The 23388-nt window shown below is 35.3% G+C and carries 13 protein-coding genes; 8 read left to right on the forward strand and 5 right to left on the reverse strand.

Features of this window, described 5'->3' with window-relative positions; translation table 11 throughout:
* Window positions 1-167 precede the first annotated feature (167 nt).
* The 5 genes from ACFSQS_RS14255 to ACFSQS_RS14275 all read right to left on the reverse strand — a co-directional run bounded on the left by ACFSQS_RS14255 (window position 168) and on the right by ACFSQS_RS14275 (window position 8731).
* Window positions 168-2018 (reverse strand): DUF4998 domain-containing protein, encoded by a 1851-nt coding sequence (locus ACFSQS_RS14255; protein WP_388020405.1) that lies wholly within the window; start codon window positions 2016-2018, stop codon window positions 168-170.
* Between the two features lie 20 nt (window positions 2019-2038).
* Complete coding sequence (locus ACFSQS_RS14260) at window positions 2039-3238, reverse strand: DUF5000 domain-containing lipoprotein (RefSeq protein ID WP_388020408.1); 1200 nt, start codon at window positions 3236-3238, stop codon at window positions 2039-2041.
* A 28-nt stretch (window positions 3239-3266) separates the two neighbouring features.
* Window positions 3267-5153 carry a RagB/SusD family nutrient uptake outer membrane protein gene (locus tag ACFSQS_RS14265; RefSeq protein ID WP_388020411.1) on the reverse strand — a complete coding sequence of 629 codons (1887 nt, stop codon included), beginning with the start codon at window positions 5151-5153 and terminating at the stop codon, window positions 3267-3269.
* 11 nt (window positions 5154-5164) lie between these two features.
* A complete protein-coding gene (locus tag ACFSQS_RS14270) occupies window positions 5165-8272 on the reverse strand; it encodes a SusC/RagA family TonB-linked outer membrane protein (protein WP_388020414.1) in 3108 nt (1035 codons plus the stop codon).
* Between the two features lie 369 nt (window positions 8273-8641).
* Complete coding sequence (locus ACFSQS_RS14275; RefSeq protein ID WP_388020417.1) at window positions 8642-8731, reverse strand: twin-arginine translocation signal domain-containing protein; 90 nt, start codon at window positions 8729-8731, stop codon at window positions 8642-8644.
* Between the two features lie 254 nt (window positions 8732-8985).
* On the opposite strand from ACFSQS_RS14275, the gene ACFSQS_RS14280 reads away from it, so the two are divergent.
* The 8 genes from ACFSQS_RS14280 to ACFSQS_RS14315 all read left to right on the forward strand — a co-directional run bounded on the left by ACFSQS_RS14280 (window position 8986) and on the right by ACFSQS_RS14315 (window position 23214).
* Window positions 8986-13083 carry an ATP-binding protein gene (locus tag ACFSQS_RS14280; RefSeq protein ID WP_388020420.1) on the forward strand — a complete coding sequence of 1366 codons (4098 nt, stop codon included), beginning with the start codon at window positions 8986-8988 and terminating at the stop codon, window positions 13081-13083.
* 156 nt (window positions 13084-13239) lie between these two features.
* Window positions 13240-14940, forward strand: a complete 1701-nt coding sequence (locus tag ACFSQS_RS14285) for a GMC oxidoreductase (RefSeq protein ID WP_388020422.1) — start codon at window positions 13240-13242, stop codon at window positions 14938-14940.
* 4 nt (window positions 14941-14944) lie between these two features.
* Window positions 14945-15502: a gluconate 2-dehydrogenase subunit 3 family protein gene (locus ACFSQS_RS14290; protein WP_388020425.1), complete on the forward strand. Its 558-nt coding sequence runs from the start codon at window positions 14945-14947 to the stop codon at window positions 15500-15502.
* Between the two features lie 10 nt (window positions 15503-15512).
* Window positions 15513-17087, forward strand: coding sequence for a discoidin domain-containing protein (locus tag ACFSQS_RS14295; RefSeq protein WP_388020428.1), 1575 nt, complete (start codon window positions 15513-15515; stop codon window positions 17085-17087).
* Between the two features lie 314 nt (window positions 17088-17401).
* Window positions 17402-19315, forward strand: coding sequence for a sensor histidine kinase (locus ACFSQS_RS14300; RefSeq protein WP_388020431.1), 1914 nt, complete (start codon window positions 17402-17404; stop codon window positions 19313-19315).
* A gap of 7 nt (window positions 19316-19322) precedes the next feature.
* Entirely contained in the window at window positions 19323-19799 is a 477-nt protein-coding gene (locus tag ACFSQS_RS14305; protein WP_388020434.1) for a LytR/AlgR family response regulator transcription factor, read from the forward strand.
* A 41-nt stretch (window positions 19800-19840) separates the two neighbouring features.
* Window positions 19841-20077: a LytTR family DNA-binding domain-containing protein gene (locus tag ACFSQS_RS14310; protein ID WP_388020437.1), complete on the forward strand. Its 237-nt coding sequence runs from the start codon at window positions 19841-19843 to the stop codon at window positions 20075-20077.
* A 281-nt stretch (window positions 20078-20358) separates the two neighbouring features.
* Window positions 20359-23214: a TlpA family protein disulfide reductase gene (locus tag ACFSQS_RS14315; protein WP_388020440.1), complete on the forward strand. Its 2856-nt coding sequence runs from the start codon at window positions 20359-20361 to the stop codon at window positions 23212-23214.
* Window positions 23215-23388: the final 174 nt, after the last annotated feature.

Raw genomic sequence — 23388 nt, forward strand, 5'->3', positions numbered from 1 at the left:
CTACTTAAATTAAAAAAGAGACTTAGTATTTTAACTAAAAAAGGTCTCGCATTGTATATTGGATTTAAATCTAGAGTTCACTTATTAAGACTACTGCTTTTAATAATATTAAGCAATAAACAGAAAAGCGCTTTTTAAATAAACGCTCTTCTGTTATGTGTTAAAAACTATTCTATTAATCCAAACACTCTTATTTCTCCTAAAAAGGTAAAACTATTTGGCCCTGCTGTTGCAACATATCTTACATATCTAGCTGTTGTAATTACACCAGTATTAACTATAGCTCCATTATTTACATCTATAGGTGCATTAAGTGTTGCCACTTGAGTAAAGGTTACATTGTCACTACTTACCCAAAATTCATGAGCAGTTGCCCCTCTATTGTCACCACTTCTTGTAAATACCTCGAACCCAGAAATACCTTTTTCTTCTCCCAAATCAATAGTTAAATGATGAGGAAAAGCTGAACCTGTTGACCAGTTTGAATGCCAAAAAGTTGCTGTATCTCCATCAATTGCTGCAGTGGCATATCCATTAACGGGGCCTTCGCCACCTGCTTCTTCAGTTGAAAAGTCAACAATAGACCAATTAGAATTATCTAAACTTTCTATAACATTTAATTCACCTAAAAAGGTAAAACTATTAGGTCCTGCTGTTGCAACATATCTTACATATCTAGCTGTTGTAATTGCATTAGCATTAACTAAAGTACCATTATTAACATCTATGGCGGCATTAAGTGTTGCTATCATTGTATAGGTTACATTGTCACTACTTACCCAAAATTCATGGGTAGTAGCCCCTCTATTGTCACCACTTCTTGTAAATACTTCGAACCCAGCAATGGTTTTTTCTTCTCCCATATCAATTGTTAAGTGATGTGGAAAGGATGAACCTGTTGACCAGTTTGAATGCCAAAAAGTTGCTGTATCACCATCAATTGCTGCAGTGGCATATCCATTAACGGGGCCTTCGCCACCTACTTCTTCAGTTGAAAAATCAATTATAGTCCAGCTACCTTTACCTGCTGCCGGCAGTGGTGTTACGGTGAAAGACATGGCTTGTGAATTTCCGTAAATATCTGAAACTACAATTTGAATTTCCTGTTCTTCACTTGTCATTCCAGAAAACGTATAGGTGCCCAATGACTCAGACGAGGTTACCGTGTTTCTTACCTCAATATCTTGCTTATCGGTGTTTATAAATTCGAAAGTCATTGAAGCACTTTCTGAATTTCCCCAATATGCGATAATACCCCCTGAAATAGGATCGAATGTAAAGCTTGCTAAAATGGCAGCAATGTTATTTGGAAACTCGTACGTTTCCCAATCTGAATCAAATTCATCAATGGTTGTTTCATTACCATCTTCATCGGCTGCTGTTGGCACATAGAAAGTTCTATACATAATTGGTGCTGTACGGTCAACTTGTTCTAAAACACCTTCAGATTCGTCTTGTGGTACAGATACAACAACTTCCTCGCCACTTAAATTTGTGAATTTAATTTCGGTAGATCGTGTTAAATCACTACTTGGTTTTAAACTAACTGTTGCGCTTCCATCACTATTGTAAGCAAAAGCGTTTAAACCTCTTGCTTCTAGATTAGATCGGTACGTTTCTCCATAAACCGTTCCAAATACAGTAACTTTAACCGACTCATTGCCATCTGCGTCCTTTGAATACACATCAAATTCATATGATTTTTCCTCTAATCCAGTTACAATCAAGTCGATTAAATCCGTATCGTTTTGAGACTTTGTATAAGGAAAAGTTTGGCTGTTTTCGCCTTTATCCCAAAACACCGTGATTTCTTCAATGGTAAAACCTTTTGTTAAATATCCAGAAATTTTAATTCTGCCATCTCCTGCAAGTGTAGTTAAAGAATCTACCTTGGTTGCATAAATAATCTCACCATCTTGAATGTATTTTTCATGAAACTCATAAGTATCATTACAGGAATAGAAGCCAAAAAAAAGTAATAAACTTAATGGTAAAATATAATATTTTATTTTTTTCATAATTTGTTTCTTAATATTAATTATTCAACAACGTTGCCCCAGAAAGTCATTTCTGAAAAATTTATATATCCTGCACCATCCCATGTAGAATGCACTGCAATACGGAAATAACGTATTTCTATGGGATCGTCAAACGTGTATTCGTCGCCTCGGTCGAAATGGTCCATATCTTCATCTGTGTTTGTTCCAAGTGGAGAACCAGATGGTTTAATGGATTCACATTCTTTTAGTAATATCCAATCATTTAAATCGCCATCTTGTCCAGGTAATTCTTTAGAACCATATACTGTATAGGTTTTAGGGTTTCCGTGCGTATATGCCCAGTGTCTTCCATTTTCGGGGCTTCTTTGTAACAGGTTAAATCGGCTTAAGGTAACCACGGCCCCTAAATCAACCGTCATAATACTTGGTCGAGGTTGATCGCCTTGGGTATGTACAATACTAGCGGCATCATCATCAAAACAATTCCAATAATCGCCTTCCCAAGCATCCCAGTTATCATCGTTATTTAAGACTACTTTATTAAACTTGGTTTTGTCCAATCGTTCTTCAAATAATGGCGTTAGCAGCTTATCTGGTGTATTTGCGTAAATCGTATCAGAAAAATTATCGTATCTATCTCTAATTAACGCAGCGAATAACCTTGGTAAAGATTCATAACCTCTTATAGAAGACTTTGATTCTGATTTTTCTGTATATATCGTTTCTACAGTTTCCAACTCGCCTGTTGTTTCGTCTGTTGTTAGCAACTCTATGGTTATAGGAGTTTTCGATTCGTTAATCCAAGAAAATCTAGCACCACCAAAGTCGGCAGTTATATCCATGGTTTGTTGAACAAGAAATACAGGTGGCGTTAGTGGTGCCGCTGATACCGTAATGGGCTCTGAGGTATTCTCTGATCGATCTACAGAATATAACTCTACAGTCTTTTCTGTGGTATCCCCGAATCCTAAAATCTCAATTTTATTATCGTAGGCAGAAGTCTTTACTTCGGCTGTTTCTCCTTTAGAGTTTTTATACACCGCCTTTACATATAGTAAATCGCTATCGTTAGGTAAATCATAGCTAATGCTAAGCCCACCGTAAATAGGCGTAACCAGCACATTCTCTACTGCTTGTGGATTGGTTCCATCTGAAACAAGAGGACCGTGTTGCTCTTCGTCGCATGCAAATAACACCAATACCATTGGTACTATTACTAATTTGAATAATTTCTTCATATTTTTATTTTTTTAATTAGTCTATGGTTTACCATCCTGGGTTTTGGATTAAATCAGGATCCTTAATTGTTTCGCTTTCTGGTATGGGCCATAAATAATCTTTCTCAGAATACGATGGGTTGTATAAGGTACGAACCGTGTAATAATCATCAGCTTCTGCTTCCAGAACATTCCAGCCTTTAATAGGCTTACTCATATACTCTTTGGCTAATTTCCAGCGTCTTAGATCCCAGAATCTTGCACCTTCAAAAGCCATTTCAATCATTCTTTCCTGCTGAATGATCTCTCTCATACCATTTTTCGTGGTTGGCTTAGTAGGGTTGTTTGAAAAAGCAGACCAACTGTCTACCACAGTACCTAAACCAGCTCTTTCTCGCACCAAATCGATATACTCATAAACCTGTGCATCGGGAGCCGATTTGGATTCATTTAAAGCTTCAGCATAATATAAGTATAAATCTGCTAAACGGATTATTGGAAACGCATAGCGGGTTGTGCTTAAAGAGGTTCCGTTATTTACTTGTGTAGGAATAGCTACCAGTTTTTTAGGCCAATATCCGGTTACAGAATATTGAGATATTTCAAATACTGAAGCAAACTCGCCACCTCTGGCATGAATAAACCATGGATTGGCTTCATCGTTTGCACCATTGCCATACCAAACACCTCTATCGAAAGCTAAATCGGCATAAAAACGAGTTTCTCGGTCAAAATTCAAAATTGCTGTACTTTGCCCTTGTTCTACATGATATTGATCTTCTGGAGCAGATGTTCTTAATCTATACCTATTCGCATAATCATAAGTAACATCTTCTTCTATAGGCACCCCATTTTTAGAGTAATACATCTCTGCAATGCGTAGTGTAGGAGCATGCCTTGAAGCAACAGGATTTGTTAAATAATTATATAAACGAGGCATTGATTCGTATTCTATGCCCGAGGTAGATCCTGTATGGCCCCAAACAATTTCAAAGTTCCATTTTTCGGTCATTCTACTTCTTAATCCTGCTTTTAGCAGTGTAATATCGGATGTTATAGGGTTACCTGATCTGTTAATATAATCTTCTTTTTTAAATAAACGGAACCCTGCGTCGTGGCATAGATCTATGGCTTCTTTAGCTGCAGTTGCTGCATTATCCCATTTTTCCGGAGCATAAGCTTGAGGAAAAAATGGTTCGCCATCTTGATTTACAAAACCGCTATACACCGAGTTTCCATTAAACAAGGGACTCGCATAAGTAATTAAAACCCGCGCTTTAATTGCTGCTGCTATAGGTTGCGTTATTCTTCCTAATTCCTCACTGTCATTTTGTAATGTAAGAGGCAGATCTACTAACGCTTCGTCTATCAAATCAACCACATAAGCAAACACCTCATCTATGGTATTTCTATTGGTATTTACATTATCTAAAGATTCTGATACGGCAACCAAATCATCACTAATTACAATGGGGCCGTACATTCTTGCCAAATAAAAGTGATAATAGGCCTTTAGCACTTTAGCCTCGGCTTTCCAAATTGTTTTTTCGTACTCTTGGAGACCTTGAACGCCATCAATTCTACTTAAGAAAATATTACAATTTCTTATGCCTTCATATAACCCATTATCTCCCCAAAGGTTGTAACTTGGGTTTGTTGCACTTTGAAAACCTTGTGCAATTCTTACGCCCGTTCTATTTCTCTCGGTTTCTGGATACCAAATTTCGTCGGCACCATTTAGAGCCGGATTGTTACGGTCTCCTGGAGCTGGTAATGCCGAATAAAGTGTAAACAAAAACTTTTGGGCATTAAACCTATTTGAAAAGGCATTGTCTATAGTTGCCACATTATCGGGCACTACATTTAAATAATCTCTTTCGCAAGAGTGAAACATACTTGCTATAAGAACTATTGTTATATATATATTTTTTTTCATATTTTGTTTTTTTAAAATGAAAGATTTACACCTAAATTAAACACTCGCTGATTAGGGTAATTCAATCCGTTACCTGCTAATTCAGGATCCCATAATTTAAACTTGCTCAATACAAGTAAATTAGTACCGCTTACATAAAATCTCACTTTTTCCATTTTAAGTTTCGTTATCAACTTATCAGACAAGCTGTACCCAAATTCGGCTTGTTTTAACCTTAAAAAGGCACCGTCTTGCATAAACCACGTATTGGTTTGGTTGTTATTCTGCACAAAATTATCTGAAAGCCTTGGCCATTTCGCGTAAATGTTTCTGTTGGTTTCAGACCAATAATCATCGGCCCAAGCTTTTAATAATTGGCGTTCTCCAACAAATGGTGCCGTGTTGTATGGGTTAATCCAAAAAGATGAATTACCCGACCCTTGGAAGAAACAAGATACATCAAAATTTTTATATCCTGCAGATATACCTAAACCGTAAGTCATTTCAGGTACTGTTGGGTTTCCAATAGGCACGCGGTCCAGAGCTGAGATTTTACCATCGCCGTTTATATCTCTATACTTAATGTCACCTCCCGAATATTCGCCAAACGTTTGTTCGGGAGAATTGTTTACTTCGGCTTGATCTACAAATAAGCGTTCTGCAACATAGCCCCAAACTTGGTTTATGGGCTGCCCTATTCTAGACAACCATGGTGTAGCAGAAAAATCTGGCTCTTCCATTTTAGTGATTTTGTTCTTAGCATAAGTAAAATTACCTCTGAACTGCAACCAGCCATCGCCGTTTGCAAAATCATCTGAGTACACTAAGGTTCCGTCAATACCTTGACTTCTTGCCTCACCAATATTAGCCCTTACTCCGGCTTGCAACCCTAGGCTTGATGGCAATACCCTGTTAGCCAAAATATTTTCTCTGTCTTCTCTAAAGTAATCAACTTCTAAATCTATTTTATCAAATAGCTCTAATTCTACACCTATGTTCATTTTTTTACCTGTTTCCCATGTAATTTGGTCGTTAGCATAGCGCTCAATGCTTACTCCAGTAAGTCCATTTCCAAAGTTTTCGCCAAAAGTGTAACCATGCTGACCTGAGCTTAAGTTAACCTGAGATAAGTAAAAGAATCTATCGTTAGGCCCACCAATTTGATCGTTACCAACCAATCCGTAAGAACCTTTAACCTTTAATTTGGTTATTACATCTTTAACAGGCTCGAAGAATTTCTCATCGGATGCCATCCAACCCAAGGCTAACGATGGGAAGAATCCCCAACGTTCGTTTTTTGCAAATCTTTCAGAGCCATTGTAACCAAAACTAAATTCGGCAAAATACTTTTGTTTTCTGGCGTAAGTAAAACGACCTGAAAGCCCCATATTTCTATAGGCCAAAGATTTTTGTAGTTGTTGTGCTTCAGAAGCTCCTAAATCGCCATCAGAAAGTGTTGATAATCTATTATTCATTGTAAATACCAACAAACCGCTTACTTCATTATCTTCATCAATCTCTTTATTATATGATAGGTTAGATTCGATATAAGTTGATGATGAAATAAACCTGTTTCTTTGTGTAAAGCTTAAGGTTTCGGTGCCTTCTTCTTCATTTAAAGCGGTTAAAACCACCTCGCCTGTAATTGGATTTAATCGGGGTTGATAGTAATATGGTCGGTAAGACCTTAAAGCTTGATAGCTCGAGTTTTGCGTACCATTAAATACCAATTTAAAATCTAAGCCTTCTGTTATAAAATCGAAATCTTGATTAAATTCTAATTGAGCGATAACCTTGGTATTATCGCCTTCTTGATACCCTCTAACCATTTGCGCATAAGGGTTTAGATAATTACCGTTTCCAAAGTTTCCAAACAGGATGTGGTTGGTAAACTCGTTGGCCGCATCTTTCTCATAAAAAGGTCTAAACAACACTGGGTTTGTTCGCATAACTTGATTGTAAACTGCTGAACCTCCATCCATAGGCCCTGTGTAATCCTCGAAATTAACATTAAAACTTAACTTTAATTTAGATGTTTCGGTTAAGTTTATGTTAGTACTTGAGCGTAAATTGTATTGCTTAAATTTAATGTTGGAATTAAAGTTACTTACTTTTGGTACTTGCAGTATGCCATTATCTTGACTCCCCGCTACTGACACATAATAACGTGCTGTTTTACCACCACCATTTAAACTAAAATTTAATCGTTGGCTAGCTGCTCGATCTTTAAAAAGTTCTGCATACCAATCTGTGGTTGGGTATAATATTGGATTTGTTCCAGCCACCGTGTTTTCGATTTTTTCCAAGGAATATGGCAACAACCCTAATGGGTCTCTGGTTCTAACGGCTTCGTTACCCATTCTCATGTATGTTATGGGATCTGCCAATTCGATATCTCTAGTTGGTTGAGAGGTAGAAGTTTCCATTCTTACCGAAACCCTAACAGGACCTTCAACCCCTTCTTTTGTTGTAACAAAAATGACACCATTTGCACCACGAGCTCCATAAAGTGCTGTTGCAGATGCATCTTTCATTATTGAAAATTCTGCGATATCATCAGGATGTAATCTTCTAAGATCGCTTACACTTAACTCTACACCATCAATTAAAATTAATGGGCTTGACGCATAACCAAAAGTAGTTACACCTCTTACAAAGAATTCGGCGTTGTCCCTACCAGGTTCTCCACCTCGTTGGTACGATATTAATCCGGGTACTCTACCCGCTAAAGCCGTTGTTAAGTTACTGGATGCTATTTTTAATTCTGTAGGTTTTACAGTGGCCACAGAGGAAATAACATTTCTCTTTTTTTGCGTACCAAAACTCATTACCACGACTTCATCTAGTTTGTTATCCGGATTTAGCGTAGCATTTATTACGGTTTGGTCTTTAATTACAACTTCTTGATTTGCATAACCAACGTAAGAAAACACCAGAATATTACCAACATTGGCTTGAATGGAATAATTTCCATCAAAATCGGTAGTTGTTCCTTTGGCTTCTCCTTTAATTTGTATGGTAGCCCCAGGAAGAGGGATACCCGCATCATCAACGACAGTTCCTGTAATTGTTCTTTCTTGTGCCTGTATTAAGTTAATACTGAGCCCAAAAATCAATAAACAAGTAAATAATTTTTTCATAAATTTAATTTAGTTAGTTTTTTCGTTTCGGTTTAAATTTTAATTGACAAATAATTATTAATTGTGATCTTTCTCATAGTTTAAAAAATAGTTTAAAAATTTAAGTGTTTTAATGGTTTAAAATATGTGTTTGGTTATGTTATTAAAAAAACTTTCTTGATATAGAAAGGATGAATAAAATCCACCCCTTCTTTCTCAAAAAAAACTAATTCAAAAAAACTCATTCATATTTAATTTTAATACGATTAGTATCAATGTCGCATATAGCCGTAATTTCAACATCCTTTCTCTGTAGCGCATTGTTTAAATGGTTTGCACCTATTAACCCTACGCCAATAAAGCGAGTTTAAGCTTTTGTTTTGAGGCCCCTTATACAGACCCGTATGATAAATTTGGAAAGGTTGACATCCCTACTCCGGCGAGTGCTGTTTTCTTAACAAAATTTCTTCTTGAACCCATGGTTTAACACTAAACAATATCTTTGAGTAATGTTTAGTTATACCAAATTTAAAAAAACACATCTTTACAATTAATGTATTTATTAATCAAAACTAGGGTGGTAATTAGCATTTAAGGCATTTTGACGAATATTTACTCCTTTTTGAAAAAAAAACAACCCTTTTTTAAGCCGCAAGCAAATGGCATTTAGCCTAAACAAAATATATATTAATATATTTACAGGTGGCTATTAGTGTAGCATAAAATACAAAGCAATGAAATTTACTGGTTTAAAAGACAAGCTATTCTTCTTTATGTTATTTTGTTTGTCCGTTTACATTTTTGGTCAAAACAACATTAATTTTAAGCACTTATCCCCTCAAATAAACAATAGCAATATATTTATTAACAAAACGACCCAGGATTCGTTAGGAAACATTTGGATGGTCTGTGCAAAGGGAATACTAAAATACAATGGTTATAGCTACAAATTAATTACGAAACAAGAAATTTTTCCAGAAATAAGCAATGACGATTGGATTAATAATATCCATAGTGATAAAAACAAAAACTTCTGGATTACCAGCGATAAAGGATTGGTAAGCCACTACAACTCTTACCTAGGGAAGTTTGAGAACAAATTTAGTACACCTACAGACCCCATAGAGCTTATCAACCCTAAGGAAAACGAAGTTTGGTTCATTACAAAAACAGGGCAACTTTACAACCATACAAACAATAAAACCGAAATGCTTGTAACCATACCCAATATTAATGGTACAGACAACAAGGCCAGAAGCATGGCAATTGGTAATAATAAAGAAATTTACATAAGCACCTCAAAAGGCAAAATATATGTTTATTCTAAAACCACGAAAATACTTAGCGAGCTTGTTGGCCCCTACACAGATTACCCTGGACTTATCGCTTTGCAAATAGACCAAAACAACAAACTTTGGATTGGCACCGAAGCCTTTGGCCTGCTTATATACGATATAGAGGAGGCTGCATTTGTTCAAGACCGCTTTTTTAAAGAACGAATAAACCTAGTTAACAAAGAGTTTTTTATAATGCTTTTTATTGACAGCAACAACAACATCTGGGGCGGTACAGATGGAGACGGCCTTTATAAAATAAACAATAAAACAGGAGACATAAGCATATATAAAAAAGATAACGCCAACAAGTTCTCTTTAAATAGCAATACCATACTGCACATTAACGAAGATAACCACCAAAACATATGGATTGTAACTAACCATGGCACCGTAGATGTTGCTCCTAAACCCAATACCATTATAAAACACCACAATGGCTCTAACAGCAACATTCCTTTGCGTACCCTTAGCGTATTTAAAAGTAATACAGGAATCTTATGGATAGGTACAGATGGCACGGGCTTAACTAAAGTTGAAAAAGGAACCAACAAAACAACAAGTTATTTTAACGACAATAAAAATGGTTTCTATGTACAATCTATAACAGAAGATGATAAAAACAACATTTGGTTTGGCACCTATAAAAATGGTTTGTGGTTTCACGATACTAAACTAAATAGCTTTAAAAAAATACCCGTAATTAATTCCAAAAACCAGAAAGCTACAGATATTCGTACTGTTTTTAAAGATTCTAAAGGCCGTATATGGGTTGGCTCGAACATAGCCCTTAACTTATATAACGACAAACTAAACCTTATTGCAAGTTTTAGCATTAAGGACAAAAAGGGCTTAAACGGGATTATTTTAGAAAGCATTTTAGAAGATGCCAAAAACAACATTTGGTTAGGTATGCAAGGCGGCGGCCTGTTTAAGTTTAACGAAAACAGCAATACCATTAAAAACTCTACGTTTACAAACTATAACGGAGATTATGACCAAGTTGCCAATGGTGTAAAATCTATGTGCATTGGAAAAGAAAACAACCTATGGCTAGTTACCTATACCGGTAAATTATTTACTTTTAACACTAGCACAAAAACCTATACCGATTTAAGCCACATTAAGTCTTTAAACCCCAATTTAAATGCCATAATTTCAGAAGACCCAAACAATATCTGGATAAGCTCATCAAAAGGGATACAGCATTTCAACACCAAAACAAATAGCATAACCACGTTTTATACTTCAGATGGTTTTCAAAACAATTATTACATGCCCAGAAGCGCCTTTAAAGAAAAAAATGGCATTCTGTATTTTGGATCTAAGGAAGGTGTTAACTTCTTCGACCCAAAAAAATTAACCAAAGAAAAGCCCAAGCCCAAATTATTTATAAACAACATTCAGGTTTTAAACAAGCCCGCCGAAGTTCTGTTAGAAAACCAAATAACATCAGATGTTTACAAACTTAACAGCCTGTATCTAGAAAGCAACCAATCTTCGTTTACCGTAAAGTTCGCTGCCATAGACAATATTTTAAACCCCAACTTTAGTTACTCATACAAACTTGATGGTTTCGACAAAGATTGGAAAACAACCCATACAGAAGGGCTAGCAACATATACCAATATTCCGCCCGGGCAATATGTTCTGGATATCAAGGCCTCTGAAATGAATCAAACCAATGTTATTTCTAGAAAAAAACTAGCCATAACCATAAAACCCTCGTTTTGGAACACGCCCCTTGCCTACGCACTCTACTTGGTTTTATTCATCTTATTGATGTATGGCATCTCAAAATGGTATTATTTAAGAAAAAAATTACTTATCAATAAGATTAGCAGGCGAAAAGAAAACCAGTTACATGATGATAAAATGAATTTTTTTACAAAAATGTCGCACGAAATACAAACCCCAATTACCTTAATACTAGGCCCTATAGACGATATGTATAAACGCGCAGAAACAGAAGGCAACATGCTTTTAAAAGAACGCCTGAGCATAATTAAAACCAACGCCATCAGACTTTCAAGAATTGCAAGGGAATTAACTTTAATAAAAAACAAAGAACTCGACAGGCTAAAACTATCGGTTACCAAAAACAACCTTTACACAGACCTCATACACATTTGCTCTTCTTTTAAAGAATTGGCCAGAAACAAAAACATAGATTTCTCATTAAATTGCCCAAAAAACATAGAAAACACCTGGTACGATAAAGATAAACTAGAACACATTTTATACAACCTACTATCAAACGCCTTTAAGTTTACCCCTAAAGAAGGCAATATACAACTATCTGTAGCGCCCTTAAACAAAAAAAGCTATGTTAAAATAACGGTTTCAGATTCTGGCCCGGGCATAAACAAAGACGAGCTAAATAAAATTTTCGAGATTTTCTACAGATCTGAAAGCAATAACGAAGCTAACGGCACAGGTGTGGGTCTGGCCTTAACCAAAGAGCTTGTTAATTTACACAAAGGCAAGATTAAAGCAGAAAGCAACATAGGCCACGGCTGTACATTTACAGTTAAGCTACCAATTTCAGAAAAACACTATAGCGATACCGAAAGAATTACCCACAGCAACAGCAACGAACCTTTATTAAACACTACAGAAAATATAGATTTAAAACCATCTGAAGTTTTAGATAAAACTAAAAAAACCATACTTATTGTTGAAGATAATTTTGAACTGCAAAATTTTTTAAAAGACCTATTTAATAAGCAATTCAATATTCTTTTGGCTGAAAATGGTCAAGAAGGCTTTTATTATGCCAAAAACAACATTCCAGACCTAATAATCAGCGACGTAATGATGCCCATAATGGATGGCATAGAAATGTGCAAAAACATTAAAAAAAACAACTTAACCAAGCACATTCCCATAATATTGCTTACGGCCAAAAACTCTACCAAAGCCAAAATAGAAGGCTTAAAAACCGGAGCTATAGAGTACATAAACAAACCGTTTAATACCAACGAACTGTTGCTAAAAGTTAATAATATATTCGCTTCAAAAGAAGACATTATCTCTAAATTCCGAAAAGAACTAATAAACAAACCAGAAATAAAAATTAACAAATCGCAAGACGAAATCTTCTTGGAAAAACTGGTTGCCGTTGTAAACGAAAGGTTAAAAGACCCTAGCTTTAAAGTTGAAGAACTTACAACAGCCCTTAACATGAGCTACTCGAGCCTGTACAGAAAATGCCTAACCTTAACCGGGTTAAAACTTATCGATTTTGTAAAAACCCTGCGCCTAAAAAAAGCCGCAATTTTACTACTTAAATATGGCTATACCATTTCAGAGGTTGCTTATATGGTGGGCTATAACAACCCAAAATATTTTTCTAAAAATTTTAAAAGCCAATTTAGCATAACGCCCAAAGAGTTTTTAAACAAGGCTGTTTCCTCTCAAAACATGGCCCAATACCTTAAGTCCTTCGATATCGATATGGACTCCGTTGATTTAAAAAACTTGGCAAGCCCGCAATAAGCAGAACACACAGCATTGCTCGGGGCATCAAAGAAAACTTTAAGCTGGCCAACCAACCTGCTACAGGTTTTTCCATTCGGTTGCAAGTCGATTAAAATTCCTATTTTTAAATCCTGAAAAAAACAGCAAACCAATTAACAAAGTAAAAACAAATAAATGCCCCAAAACACCAACAATACTTTTGACGCCATAGTAATAGGCACGGGAATTTCTGGAGGTTGGGCAGCAAAAGAGCTTTGCGAAGGCGGATTAAAAACCCTTGTTTTAGAAAAAGGCCGCCACGTTGAGCACATTACAGATTACCCTACCGCCAACAAAGAAACATGGGAATTAGACTTTAGAGGAACCCCCAGTTTAGAAGACCAAAAAAATCAAGCCAAACAAGCCAGAGCAGGATATGTTACAAATCAAGCCACTAAGCATTGGTTTGTTAACGACTTAAAGCACCCGTATAACGAAACCAAAAGATTCGATTGGATTAGAGGTTATCATGTGGGTGGCCGCTCCTTAACTTGGGGGCGACAAGCCCTAAGATTGAGCGATCTCGATTTTAATGCCAATAAATTAGACGGTTTTGGTGTCGATTGGCCCATCCGTTATAAAGACATTGAGTCTTGGTACACTTACGTTGAAAAGTACATTGGCGTTTGCGGCGAAAAATTAGGTTTACCGCAATTACCAGACGGTTACTTTTCCCCACCCATGGCACTTAATGTAGTTGAAAAAGAATTCAAATCGCAAATTCACAAACATTATACCAATAGGACTTTAACGATAGGGCGGTTTGCAAATATTACAGGAGATGAAACCTACGAAGGCAGATACAAGTGTGCGTATAGAAACCGATGCATGAGAGGCTGCCCTTTAGGGGGCTATTTTAGCAGCAACGCTTCAACCTTACCGGCAGCGGAAAGAACCGGAAACATGACTTTGAGACCATATTCCAATGCCTATGAAATTATATACGATGAGCGCTCTAAAAAAGCCATTGGAGTTAAAATTATAGATACCCAAACCAAAGAAAAATTAACGTTTTATGCGAAGGTTGTTTTTTGTTGTGCCTCTACGGTGGCGTCAACGAGTATTCTGCTTCAATCGAAATCCAAAAGATTTCCAAATGGGTTAGGCAACGATAGCGGCGAACTGGGGCACAATTTAATGGATCATCATTTTAGAGTGGGCGCTACCGCAGATTACGATGGTTTTAAAGATGTAACTTTTGTTGATAATAGACCGGCAAGTTTCCATATTCCTCGATTTCAAAATCTGGGAGATAAAGCGACTAAAAAGGATTATTTGCGAGGTTATTTTTTTCAAGGAACAGCAACTAGAGGCGATTGGCGTCGCGCTATAATGGAACTCAGTTATGGGCTTGATTTAAAAGAAACGCTTAAAAAACAAGGCCCATGGCAAGTTGGTATGACGGGGTTTGGCGAATGTTTGCCGTATCATGAGAACAAATTAACGCTCGACTATAACAAAACAGACGCATGGGGATTGCCCACTGTAACCTTTGACTGCGAGTTTAAGGAAAACGAAAAATTAATGCGGGCACACATGCAGTCCGAAGCCGTAGAAATGCTAACCAAAGCTGGGTTTAAAAATGTAAAAGGATACGATGGAGCTTTTGCGCCCGGGCATGCCATTCACGAAATGGGAACCGCCAGAATGGGTAAAGATGCAAAAACATCGGTATTAAATAAATACAATCAAATTCATGCCGTACCTAATGTTTATGTAACCGATGGTTCTTGCATGACCTCTTCCGCAAGTCAAAACCCGTCATTAACCTATATGGCATTAACCGCTAGGGCAGCGCATCACGCCATAGCCGAATTTAAAAGCGGTAAATTTTAAGGATATGGATAGAAGAAAAGCAATAAAAAATATAGCACTGGCTTTTGGCTGTACCGTGGCAACGCCAACTTTACTGAATGTTGTAACTGCCTGTACCGATAACTCGGTCACCACAAATTATTTGTTTTTATCTAAAAGTGAAGCGGAATTGGTTAAGCGTTTAACGGAAACCATTATGCCTAAAATGCATTTTCCATTAGTTGAAACAATGAATCTCACGGTATTTTTAGACCAGATGTTTTACCACACCGAAAACGATAAGAGCAAAGAAAACTTCCGAAAAGGCAGTAAAGCATTCGAAAATGAACTATCGCTTAATCACAACAAAAAAGTAAATAAAATGAGTGACGAAGACTTTATAGCATCGTTTAAAACATATTTTAATCCTGAAAAAGAAGATGCTGTTTTCAATTTATTAAACGATGATATTAATGAGCTAAGTCCCGGTAAAAAAACAGAATATACTATGTACACCTTTCTAACAAAAGTGCGTAATTATTGCCTGTTTGGATATGCTACTTCTGAAGCTTTTTCAAGTGAAACTAATTTTTACACCACATAGATCATTTAAAATGAAAAAACCTATTATTCTATTAATAATCCTTGCTACATTAACGTTTTATGGATGTCCAAAAAACATCCAAAACGCAAAGGATACCACTTCAGGAGTCAATTTAAAAAACACTACAAGAACGGATAACGAATGGAGGAATCAAGCCAACAAATTAAATGTTATTTATTGGGTACCAAAAGGCGTAGATACCGTTCCTGGGTATTCTAAAAGAATAAGCGACATTCTACTTGATTTCCAAGAATATTGCGCCAATTATATGGAAAAGGAAGGCTTTGGGAGGAAGTCTTTTGGATTGGATTTAAAAGAGAATAACCAAGTTAATATCATAACCATATATTCTAAAAATGGTAAAGAAACCTATCCATATAGAGGCGGAGGTTCTGTTATAAACAAAGAGCTACAGGCGTATTTTATAGAAAACCCAGATAAAAAACACAGCGATCACTCTTTAGTCATTTTACCTTCAATATCCGGAGACCCATTAAACCCCGGCGGCGTTCCTTTTTATGGATTGGGCACCTTTTGCTATGCGCTTGATTATCCAGAAATGAAATTGGAGCACTTGGGAACATCCGGTAAATATGGCGCATTGGCAACCAAATGGATTGGTGGCTTGTACCACGAATTGGGCCATGGTTTAAATGCGCCGCATAATAGTGAAAAAAAGAGTGAAAGAGACTCTAAAGGTACGGCATTAATGGGTGCCGGTAATTACACTTATGGTAAATCGCCCACATTTATTACAGGAGCTACTGCGGCAACATTTTCTAATAGTCAAGCGTTTAGTAACCAAGTTCGATCAGACTGGTATGGCCCTACCAAAAATAAACTCACGCAGTTAAAAGGTAAAGTTGAAGGTGAAAAAATTATTGTTTCCGGTAATTTTGAAAGTGATGTGTCCGTTACAGACATTGTGGTTTGGCACGACCCTTACCCAGCAGGAGGCAATAAAGATTATGATGCAATTGCGTGGAACACAAAACCCATTGGTACCGATAGTTTGTATATAGAAAATTCACTATCAGAATTTTTTAAATTGGAAGACGAATACCAGCTCAGAATCCGTTTTTACCACGAAAACGGAACGCAGAACACCTACAGTTATGAGTATGAATTTAAAAATGGTGTTCCTAATATAGAAGTCATCGATAGCAAAAAAACAATCCATCCAACAAACTGGAAAATTATTGAAGTCAACAGTCAAGAAGAAGATGAGCCAGCAAGTAATATATTAGATGGTTACCAAGATACCTTTTGGCATACCGAATATAGAAATAGCCTACCTAATTATCCGCATTATTTTGTTTTAGACAGAAATGAAACCACTGCCATAAATGGTTTTGCTTTTGGCAATCGGGACAATTTAAACGGCGTTATAAAAGACTTCGAAATTTGGGGTAGCAACACCAACAACAATTGGGAGAAAATAGGCGATTATAGCTTGAAAAGACAACAAAACCACCAATTTATTGATTTACCGGATAACACTACTTATAGGTATTTTAAAATAAAAATTATAAACGGCCATGGCGATTTTAAATACACGCATTTGGCAGTTTTAGCTACTTATTAATCAAGTCATGTAATACTTAAACACATTTAATAAGCTGATTGAAAAAACTATTGAATTTAATTTGTCAGGTTGAGCCTGTCGAAACCGATCTCGATTACCAATACGTTAAAATATTTCGACAAAGCCTGTGTTGAGTTTAGTTAAAGTACTCAATACGATATAGAATTAGACTTTTCAGACAGCTTCTTTTATATGCCTATTAACATTAAGAATCTATGCAACTTACCACACTTGTTTTGCAGTTTGCCCGAAACTGGTTTTTTAAACCCAATCGTTACCGTTCTTTTGTGGTGTAAACAAGTGAATTTATCATTATGAAAAGAATAATAGCATTAGTACTTCTAATAATTATCCCGATTGGATTAGTCATTTCAGAAACCAATAAAAAGTCAATACTCCATAGAGTTGAAAAAGAAGGATATAGTAAACAAGCAAAAGATTCTTTATGGGAATATGTGAAGTTGGAAGTAGCAGAAAAAAGGATTGATTTGAATGCTAATTATAATAAAAAATACCAAGACCCTATTTTATTGAATTTAAAAAATGCAACGGCTAAAGATAGCATGGCGATTGAGGGTGTGATAAAGGAATTACAAGCTATATTTCCATTAAAAGAAGTTGCTATTTTCGATAATTTTATTGGTGAGGATTACGAAACATACTGTAAGGATAAAGAAAAGCCATTTAGTCACAATAACGAAACACAAACACTTTTTGATAAAAATTATGATGATATAATATCCTACACGACCCATATAAAATTTCCTAAGACGCCTTATTCTGAATTAGTTAGTATTTATGAAAAAGATATGCACGTTTTAAAAATCCCGAGAGGCAACTTGAATAAATCTTTTAATAAAACAGATATGTTTGTTGGTTTTAAAGAAGATGCAACAGTTGAAGAAAGAAAAAAAGTCTTAACAAATCTGTTTTTAGATAAAATGTATTGGAATACGCATAACAGAACCTATGATATTATGGCTGATGTTATGTGTAAGAAGTTTATACTCAAAAAAATATTTTCACCTGATTTTAAAACCCAATTTGAAAATTACATGAACAACACCTACCCTTGGCGTTATACAAATATTTTTATGAATAAAGAGGAAGCAAAGCAAAATGCAAATGTTTTAGTGGCTTTTCTGGGTTTGCTAATTCTAATTTTAAGTTGTAGCCTTTTTTGGAATAAAAAAAAAGAATACACTTTCTCGAATTATTTTTTCCCTGTTTTAATTTATACAACTGGTATTTCAAGTTTAAACAAACTTTACGCCTATCTAATTTATATAGATCAATCTACTAATAGCATTGGTGGTATTTTATACTCCTTTTTGTTTGATGTTCTAATTGCCTTAATCGCATCATTTCTTTTATGGCAAATTGAAAAAAGAATTTCTAGAAATAATGCGGAATTCGGTTATCAACTTATTATAAAGCTTGGTTTAACATTTCTCTTTTTATATCTTCCATACCTTGTGTTTTACATGATTGGCGATAATTTGAACAATGGAGAAATCCATCGAACTATGAATAACTTACAATTCTTATTTTTAGCAATTAGCTTAACACTTGCCAGAGGTTTCTTAATTTACCTCAACCATTTTTCAGAAAACCTTATCAAACAAAAAGACGTCGAATTAAGCCGATTAAAAGAAGCAAACACCCAATCGGAATTAAAGTTATTACACTCACACATCAATCCGCATTTTTTGTATAATGCTTTAAATTCCATTGCAGGTTTGGCGTATAAAAGTCCGGAGAAAACAGAAAAAATGGCCTTGTCTTTATCTAATTTATTTCGCTATTCCATCAATAAAAAAGGGCAACAAATGAGCACCGTGAAAGAAGAAGTACTCATGGTGCAAAACTATTTAGAGATTGAAAAAATCCGTTTTGGCGAGCGATTAACATTTATTTTAGAGGTTGATAAAACGCTGGAAAATGAAGCAATACCCATGTATATTTTACAACCTTTGGTTGAAAATGCTATAAAACACGGTGTGTCTCAAATTAGAGACGAAGGCCTTATTGTATTGGAGATTAAACAGGAAGACGGCAATTTATTAATTCGAGTTATCGATAATGGTCCTGATTTTGAAAATGGATTGGTAAGTGGCCACGGCTTGCAAACGGTTTACGATTTATTGCGTTTAAGTTATGGCGACAAAGCATCTTTACATTGGGAAAACGCTCCTGTAAAACATATTTCAATTTCATTACCAAAATAGTATCAAAATGCAAAAAATTTACAAAACCATTATTATTGATGATGAGCCACCAGCAAGAGAACGTTTACTAAAATTACTGAAAAATTTCCCAGACACCTTTCAAGTCATCGCCCTTGCGGAAGATGCCATAGACGCCCAAGAAAAAATTGAAGCACTAAAACCAGACCTTATTTTCTTGGATATTGAAATGCCGGAAGTATCGGGGTTTGATTTATTGAAGCGTTTAAAAACCATTCCAATAGTGATTTTTTGTACGGCTTACGACCAGTATTCCTTAAAAGCATTCGACACCAATAGCATCGATTATTTATTAAAACCCGTAAGTTTGGAGCGATTGCAACAATCGGTCAACAAATTAAAACTGTTTAGCGACCATACAACCTCGCAAAATGTTTTGGCTTTATTAGAAGAATTAACGTCTAAAAAAGAAGTTAAAAAAATGACTTCCATTACCGTAAAAAAGGCGATACGCTCATTATTATAAAACTGGAACATATCAGCTATTTTAAAGCCGATGACCGTTATGTGGCTTTACATACTAAAGACGAGAAATATTTAATAGAGGAACCCTTATCGCAACTAGAGCAAAAATTACCCGACTATTTTTTAAGAGTGCATAAAGGCGTTATTATAAATACGGAGTTTGTAAAAAACGTTCAAAAATATTTTAATAGCAGATTCATCATTACCTTAAATGATTCAACAGCCATAACCACGGGCAGAAGTTATAATGATGCTGTAAAACGTTGGATGAATTTATAATATGAGATAAACAAACCCTTGTTATGACGAAACTTTACACCACAAAGCAAGATTATTATCTTATTTTTATGTAGAATTATCGTAATAACTAAGAAAAATTTATACGCTTATAATAATCGCTTAACATATTAAAGGTATTTGGTAAAAATGCAGTTTGCACACCATATATGCAGTTCGCCCGAAAAGGCTTTTTATTTTGCTTCTAAAGATTTTATTTTAAGCATTCAATTTTTTCGATTAAATAAAACGTCACCTTCTAATTAAATAACATTCAAATCAGCATGAACAAATCAATTAAAACCCCAACACGTATCGGCATTTACCTTTTTATGTTTTTTATGGGCATCAGTTACGCCCAAGAATCAAAAAGCAACAATATAGCACTTCCGGAAAGTGTATTTGGCGAATGGTACAACGACTCCGGAAACAACGAATATAATGGCTTATTGATACATCGCGGTTTTATAGAATATAATTACAGGGCGCTAATGTACCAAGATATTCGTAAAGATAATAATGGCATTATTAATTTTGATGCCAAAGATATGCAAGGCCATACCGTAAGCCATCAGTTGGAGGTTTTAACGAAAGATTCCATAAAACTAAAGGCCGGCGATTATCCTTTTATAACCTATGTTAAGCATAAAGACCCATTACAGGCTAAACGCGTTACAATTTCAGACGTACCCAACGCCATCAAAAAAAGGTGGTTTACAACAGATGGAAAAAACAATCTGGAATTTACCGTAGAAAACGAAAACATAACCTTTAGAAATAAAACCTATGGCATTGAAGAAATCGTTCATTTTAGGCCCAACCAAACTGGCGAATACCGTTTTATTGTAAAAAATGAAAACGACTATTGGATGTTCTATTTTAAAAACTGGGACAAACATTATTTGCAAGTGGGCTTTAATGGTAAGTTTGGCGATTTGTACAAAGCCGATAAAGACTACCCAGACTATAGAATAGATAATATGTCGGCGTATTTAAATTCTAAAATGCCAAAAGCGTTAAGAGGGAATTGGCTAAAAGCAGATGGCAGTAACGCTTGGGCATTTAGCTTTTATTACGATAACGCCATATTGGATAAAGCCATTTGGAACTACAAATCTGTTACCAAAAAAGGAAAATTATATACCATTACTTTACAGCAAAACGGTACAGAAAAAACAATGTATGCCAAACTAAATAAAGATAAAACAGCAAGTTTTGGCACTCATAAAAAAGCGCTTGTTACCTACTCAACCAGTTTATTAAACAACCCAAACCTTAAACTGGCCAACGACGAAATCTATAAAGAAGAAACGCTTTTTAAAGCAGATTCGGCTACCTATTCTGGAATTATTCGGGGTTTTACTGCGCAAAGCAAAGAAAAAACGGGCATGGTGCATGTGGGCAATGTGTTTACAGGAAAACAAGAATCGCATCTTGTAAAAATACAGGATGATGGTCGTTTTTCGGTAACATTTCCCATGTATTATCCACAGCAAGTTTATGTGAGGTTTCCCAATTATAACGCTTCCGTATTTGTTGAACCCGGAAAAGAAACATGGCAATTCCTAAATCCCAATACCCCTTCGCAAGGCTTGTTTGCTGGCGATAATGCGCAGTTAAATACCGATTTTTATAGTTTGTTATTTATTGTAAGAGACCGTTCTTTTTATACCGATGTGGCAAGACATGTGGATGAATTATCATTGGAAACCTATAAAGAGAAATGCTTCGCTTTCTACAACCGCCAGATAAAAAAGCGGGACAGCGTTATTAACACACGTTTTTTAAGTAATAAAACACGTCAAGTATTTGATCTAGAGTTGGGTTACAATCTTTATCAGAATATTTTAAGTTACGACATCTATTCAAAAGATAGAAATTCTTCTAAAATAGATCGCGATTACATCAGCTTTATCACCCCAGAAATATACAACAATAAGTTGGCTGTGGTTTCTAGCGGGTATTCCAGTTTTATAAACCGGTTGAAGTTTTTAGACTTTACAAGAAAAGGCATAAGCGTAACCCACCCCAATACAATAGAGTTGGCAGAGCTACTTAAATCGGAAAACATAGCACTAACCGATGAAGAAAAAGAATGGGTTGCTTTTTACAAAAAATATAATGAAGAGAATGCAACAGCGTTGAAAAAGCTAAAGGACTTTAGTGAAAAAAATCAAGACGTTTTAAATGGCATTGGAAGAAAAATAGGAAGTGTTTATCAAAAGATGACGGAAGCCGAAAGAAAAGAGGTTTTTGTTGGAAGCAATTTTAAATTTGAAAATTTAAATACTTTTATAAAATCCAAAAATTTAGATATTACATTTTCAGATGAAGAAATAGCGGTACAAAACGCTAATAAAAATGTATTAACTCAAGAAGAAAAAGACCGTGTTGCGATAATACATTCCCCAGAAAATAACAAAAGAAATAGGGCATTTTTAAAAAAGTATAAAACTCAAGTGGATGCTTATGTTAGTAATGAATTTATTAGAATACAAAAAGAACAAATAAAGGAAATTTTTGGAACCAACTTTAGTTCAGAGCTTATGATTGCCCAAGACATATTAGGCAGTATATCACGGAATTTTATTCCATTAACAGATGCAGAGCTTAAAGCCTCACAAAAACAAGTTGAGCATCCATTTATTGCAAATGTAATCAAAATTGAAAATGACGCGATGAAAGCCAAAATTGAAGCCAACAAATCTAAAACCGATTTTGTATTAAACGAAACCCCAAAAACAGAAGCCGATAATATATTTGATGTCATCGTTTCAAAATACAAAGGCAAAGTGGTGTTTATAGATTTTTGGGCAACCTGGTGCGGGCCTTGTCGCTCTGGAATAAAAAAAATGAAACCTTTAAAAGAAGAGTTGAAAGATAAAGATCTTGTGTTTGTGTACATCACAAACCCATCATCACCCGAAAAAACTTACAAAAATATGATTCCGGATATAAAAGGAGAGCATTACAGAGTGTCTCAAGACGAATGGAATTATTTAGCAAGTAAATTCAAAATCACAGGCATACCGCACTACACCCTTGTAAATAAAAAAGGCGAAGTGGTTAAGGATAAAATATATTTTGCTTCAGCTATGGATAGTTTTAAAAAACTGTTTGAAGAAGAGCTGGAAAAATAAATTGAGTTTGCTACCAACACAAAAATTAAAACAAAATACTTTTCAGTTCCTGAAAAACTAAAATCGACACCAAATATTCAATTTCATTTCTACAAATATTAAAATTTATAAATGCATAAAGTATCAAAAAGAAATACAGACTAATAGATATATCATTGTAATTCATCGTACAAT

The organism is Gelatiniphilus marinus (assembly GCF_042684345.1).
GTDB lineage: Bacteria > Bacteroidota > Bacteroidia > Flavobacteriales > Flavobacteriaceae > Gelatiniphilus > Gelatiniphilus marinus.

Bases quoted from the DNA above. Each gene is read 5' to 3' on its own strand.
- ACFSQS_RS14300 (WP_388020431.1), top strand. From the start codon at position 17,402: ATGAAAAGAATAATAGCATTAGTACTTCTAATAATTATCCCGATTGGA.
- ACFSQS_RS14280 (WP_388020420.1), top strand. From the start codon at position 8,986: ATGAAATTTACTGGTTTAAAAGACAAGCTATTCTTCTTTATGTTATTT.
- ACFSQS_RS14315 (WP_388020440.1), top strand. From the start codon at position 20,359: ATGAACAAATCAATTAAAACCCCAACACGTATCGGCATTTACCTTTTT.
- ACFSQS_RS14305 (WP_388020434.1), top strand. From the start codon at position 19,323: ATGCAAAAAATTTACAAAACCATTATTATTGATGATGAGCCACCAGCA.
- ACFSQS_RS14295 (WP_388020428.1), top strand. From the start codon at position 15,513: ATGAAAAAACCTATTATTCTATTAATAATCCTTGCTACATTAACGTTT.
- ACFSQS_RS14265 (WP_388020411.1), bottom strand. From the start codon at position 5,153: ATGAAAAAAAATATATATATAACAATAGTTCTTATAGCAAGTATGTTT.
- ACFSQS_RS14255 (WP_388020405.1), bottom strand. From the start codon at position 2,018: ATGAAAAAAATAAAATATTATATTTTACCATTAAGTTTATTACTTTTT.
- ACFSQS_RS14290 (WP_388020425.1), top strand. From the start codon at position 14,945: ATGGATAGAAGAAAAGCAATAAAAAATATAGCACTGGCTTTTGGCTGT.
- ACFSQS_RS14270 (WP_388020414.1), bottom strand. From the start codon at position 8,272: ATGAAAAAATTATTTACTTGTTTATTGATTTTTGGGCTCAGTATTAAC.
- ACFSQS_RS14275 (WP_388020417.1), bottom strand. From the start codon at position 8,731: ATGGGTTCAAGAAGAAATTTTGTTAAGAAAACAGCACTCGCCGGAGTA.
- ACFSQS_RS14285 (WP_388020422.1), top strand. From the start codon at position 13,240: ATGCCCCAAAACACCAACAATACTTTTGACGCCATAGTAATAGGCACG.
- ACFSQS_RS14260 (WP_388020408.1), bottom strand. From the start codon at position 3,238: ATGAAGAAATTATTCAAATTAGTAATAGTACCAATGGTATTGGTGTTA.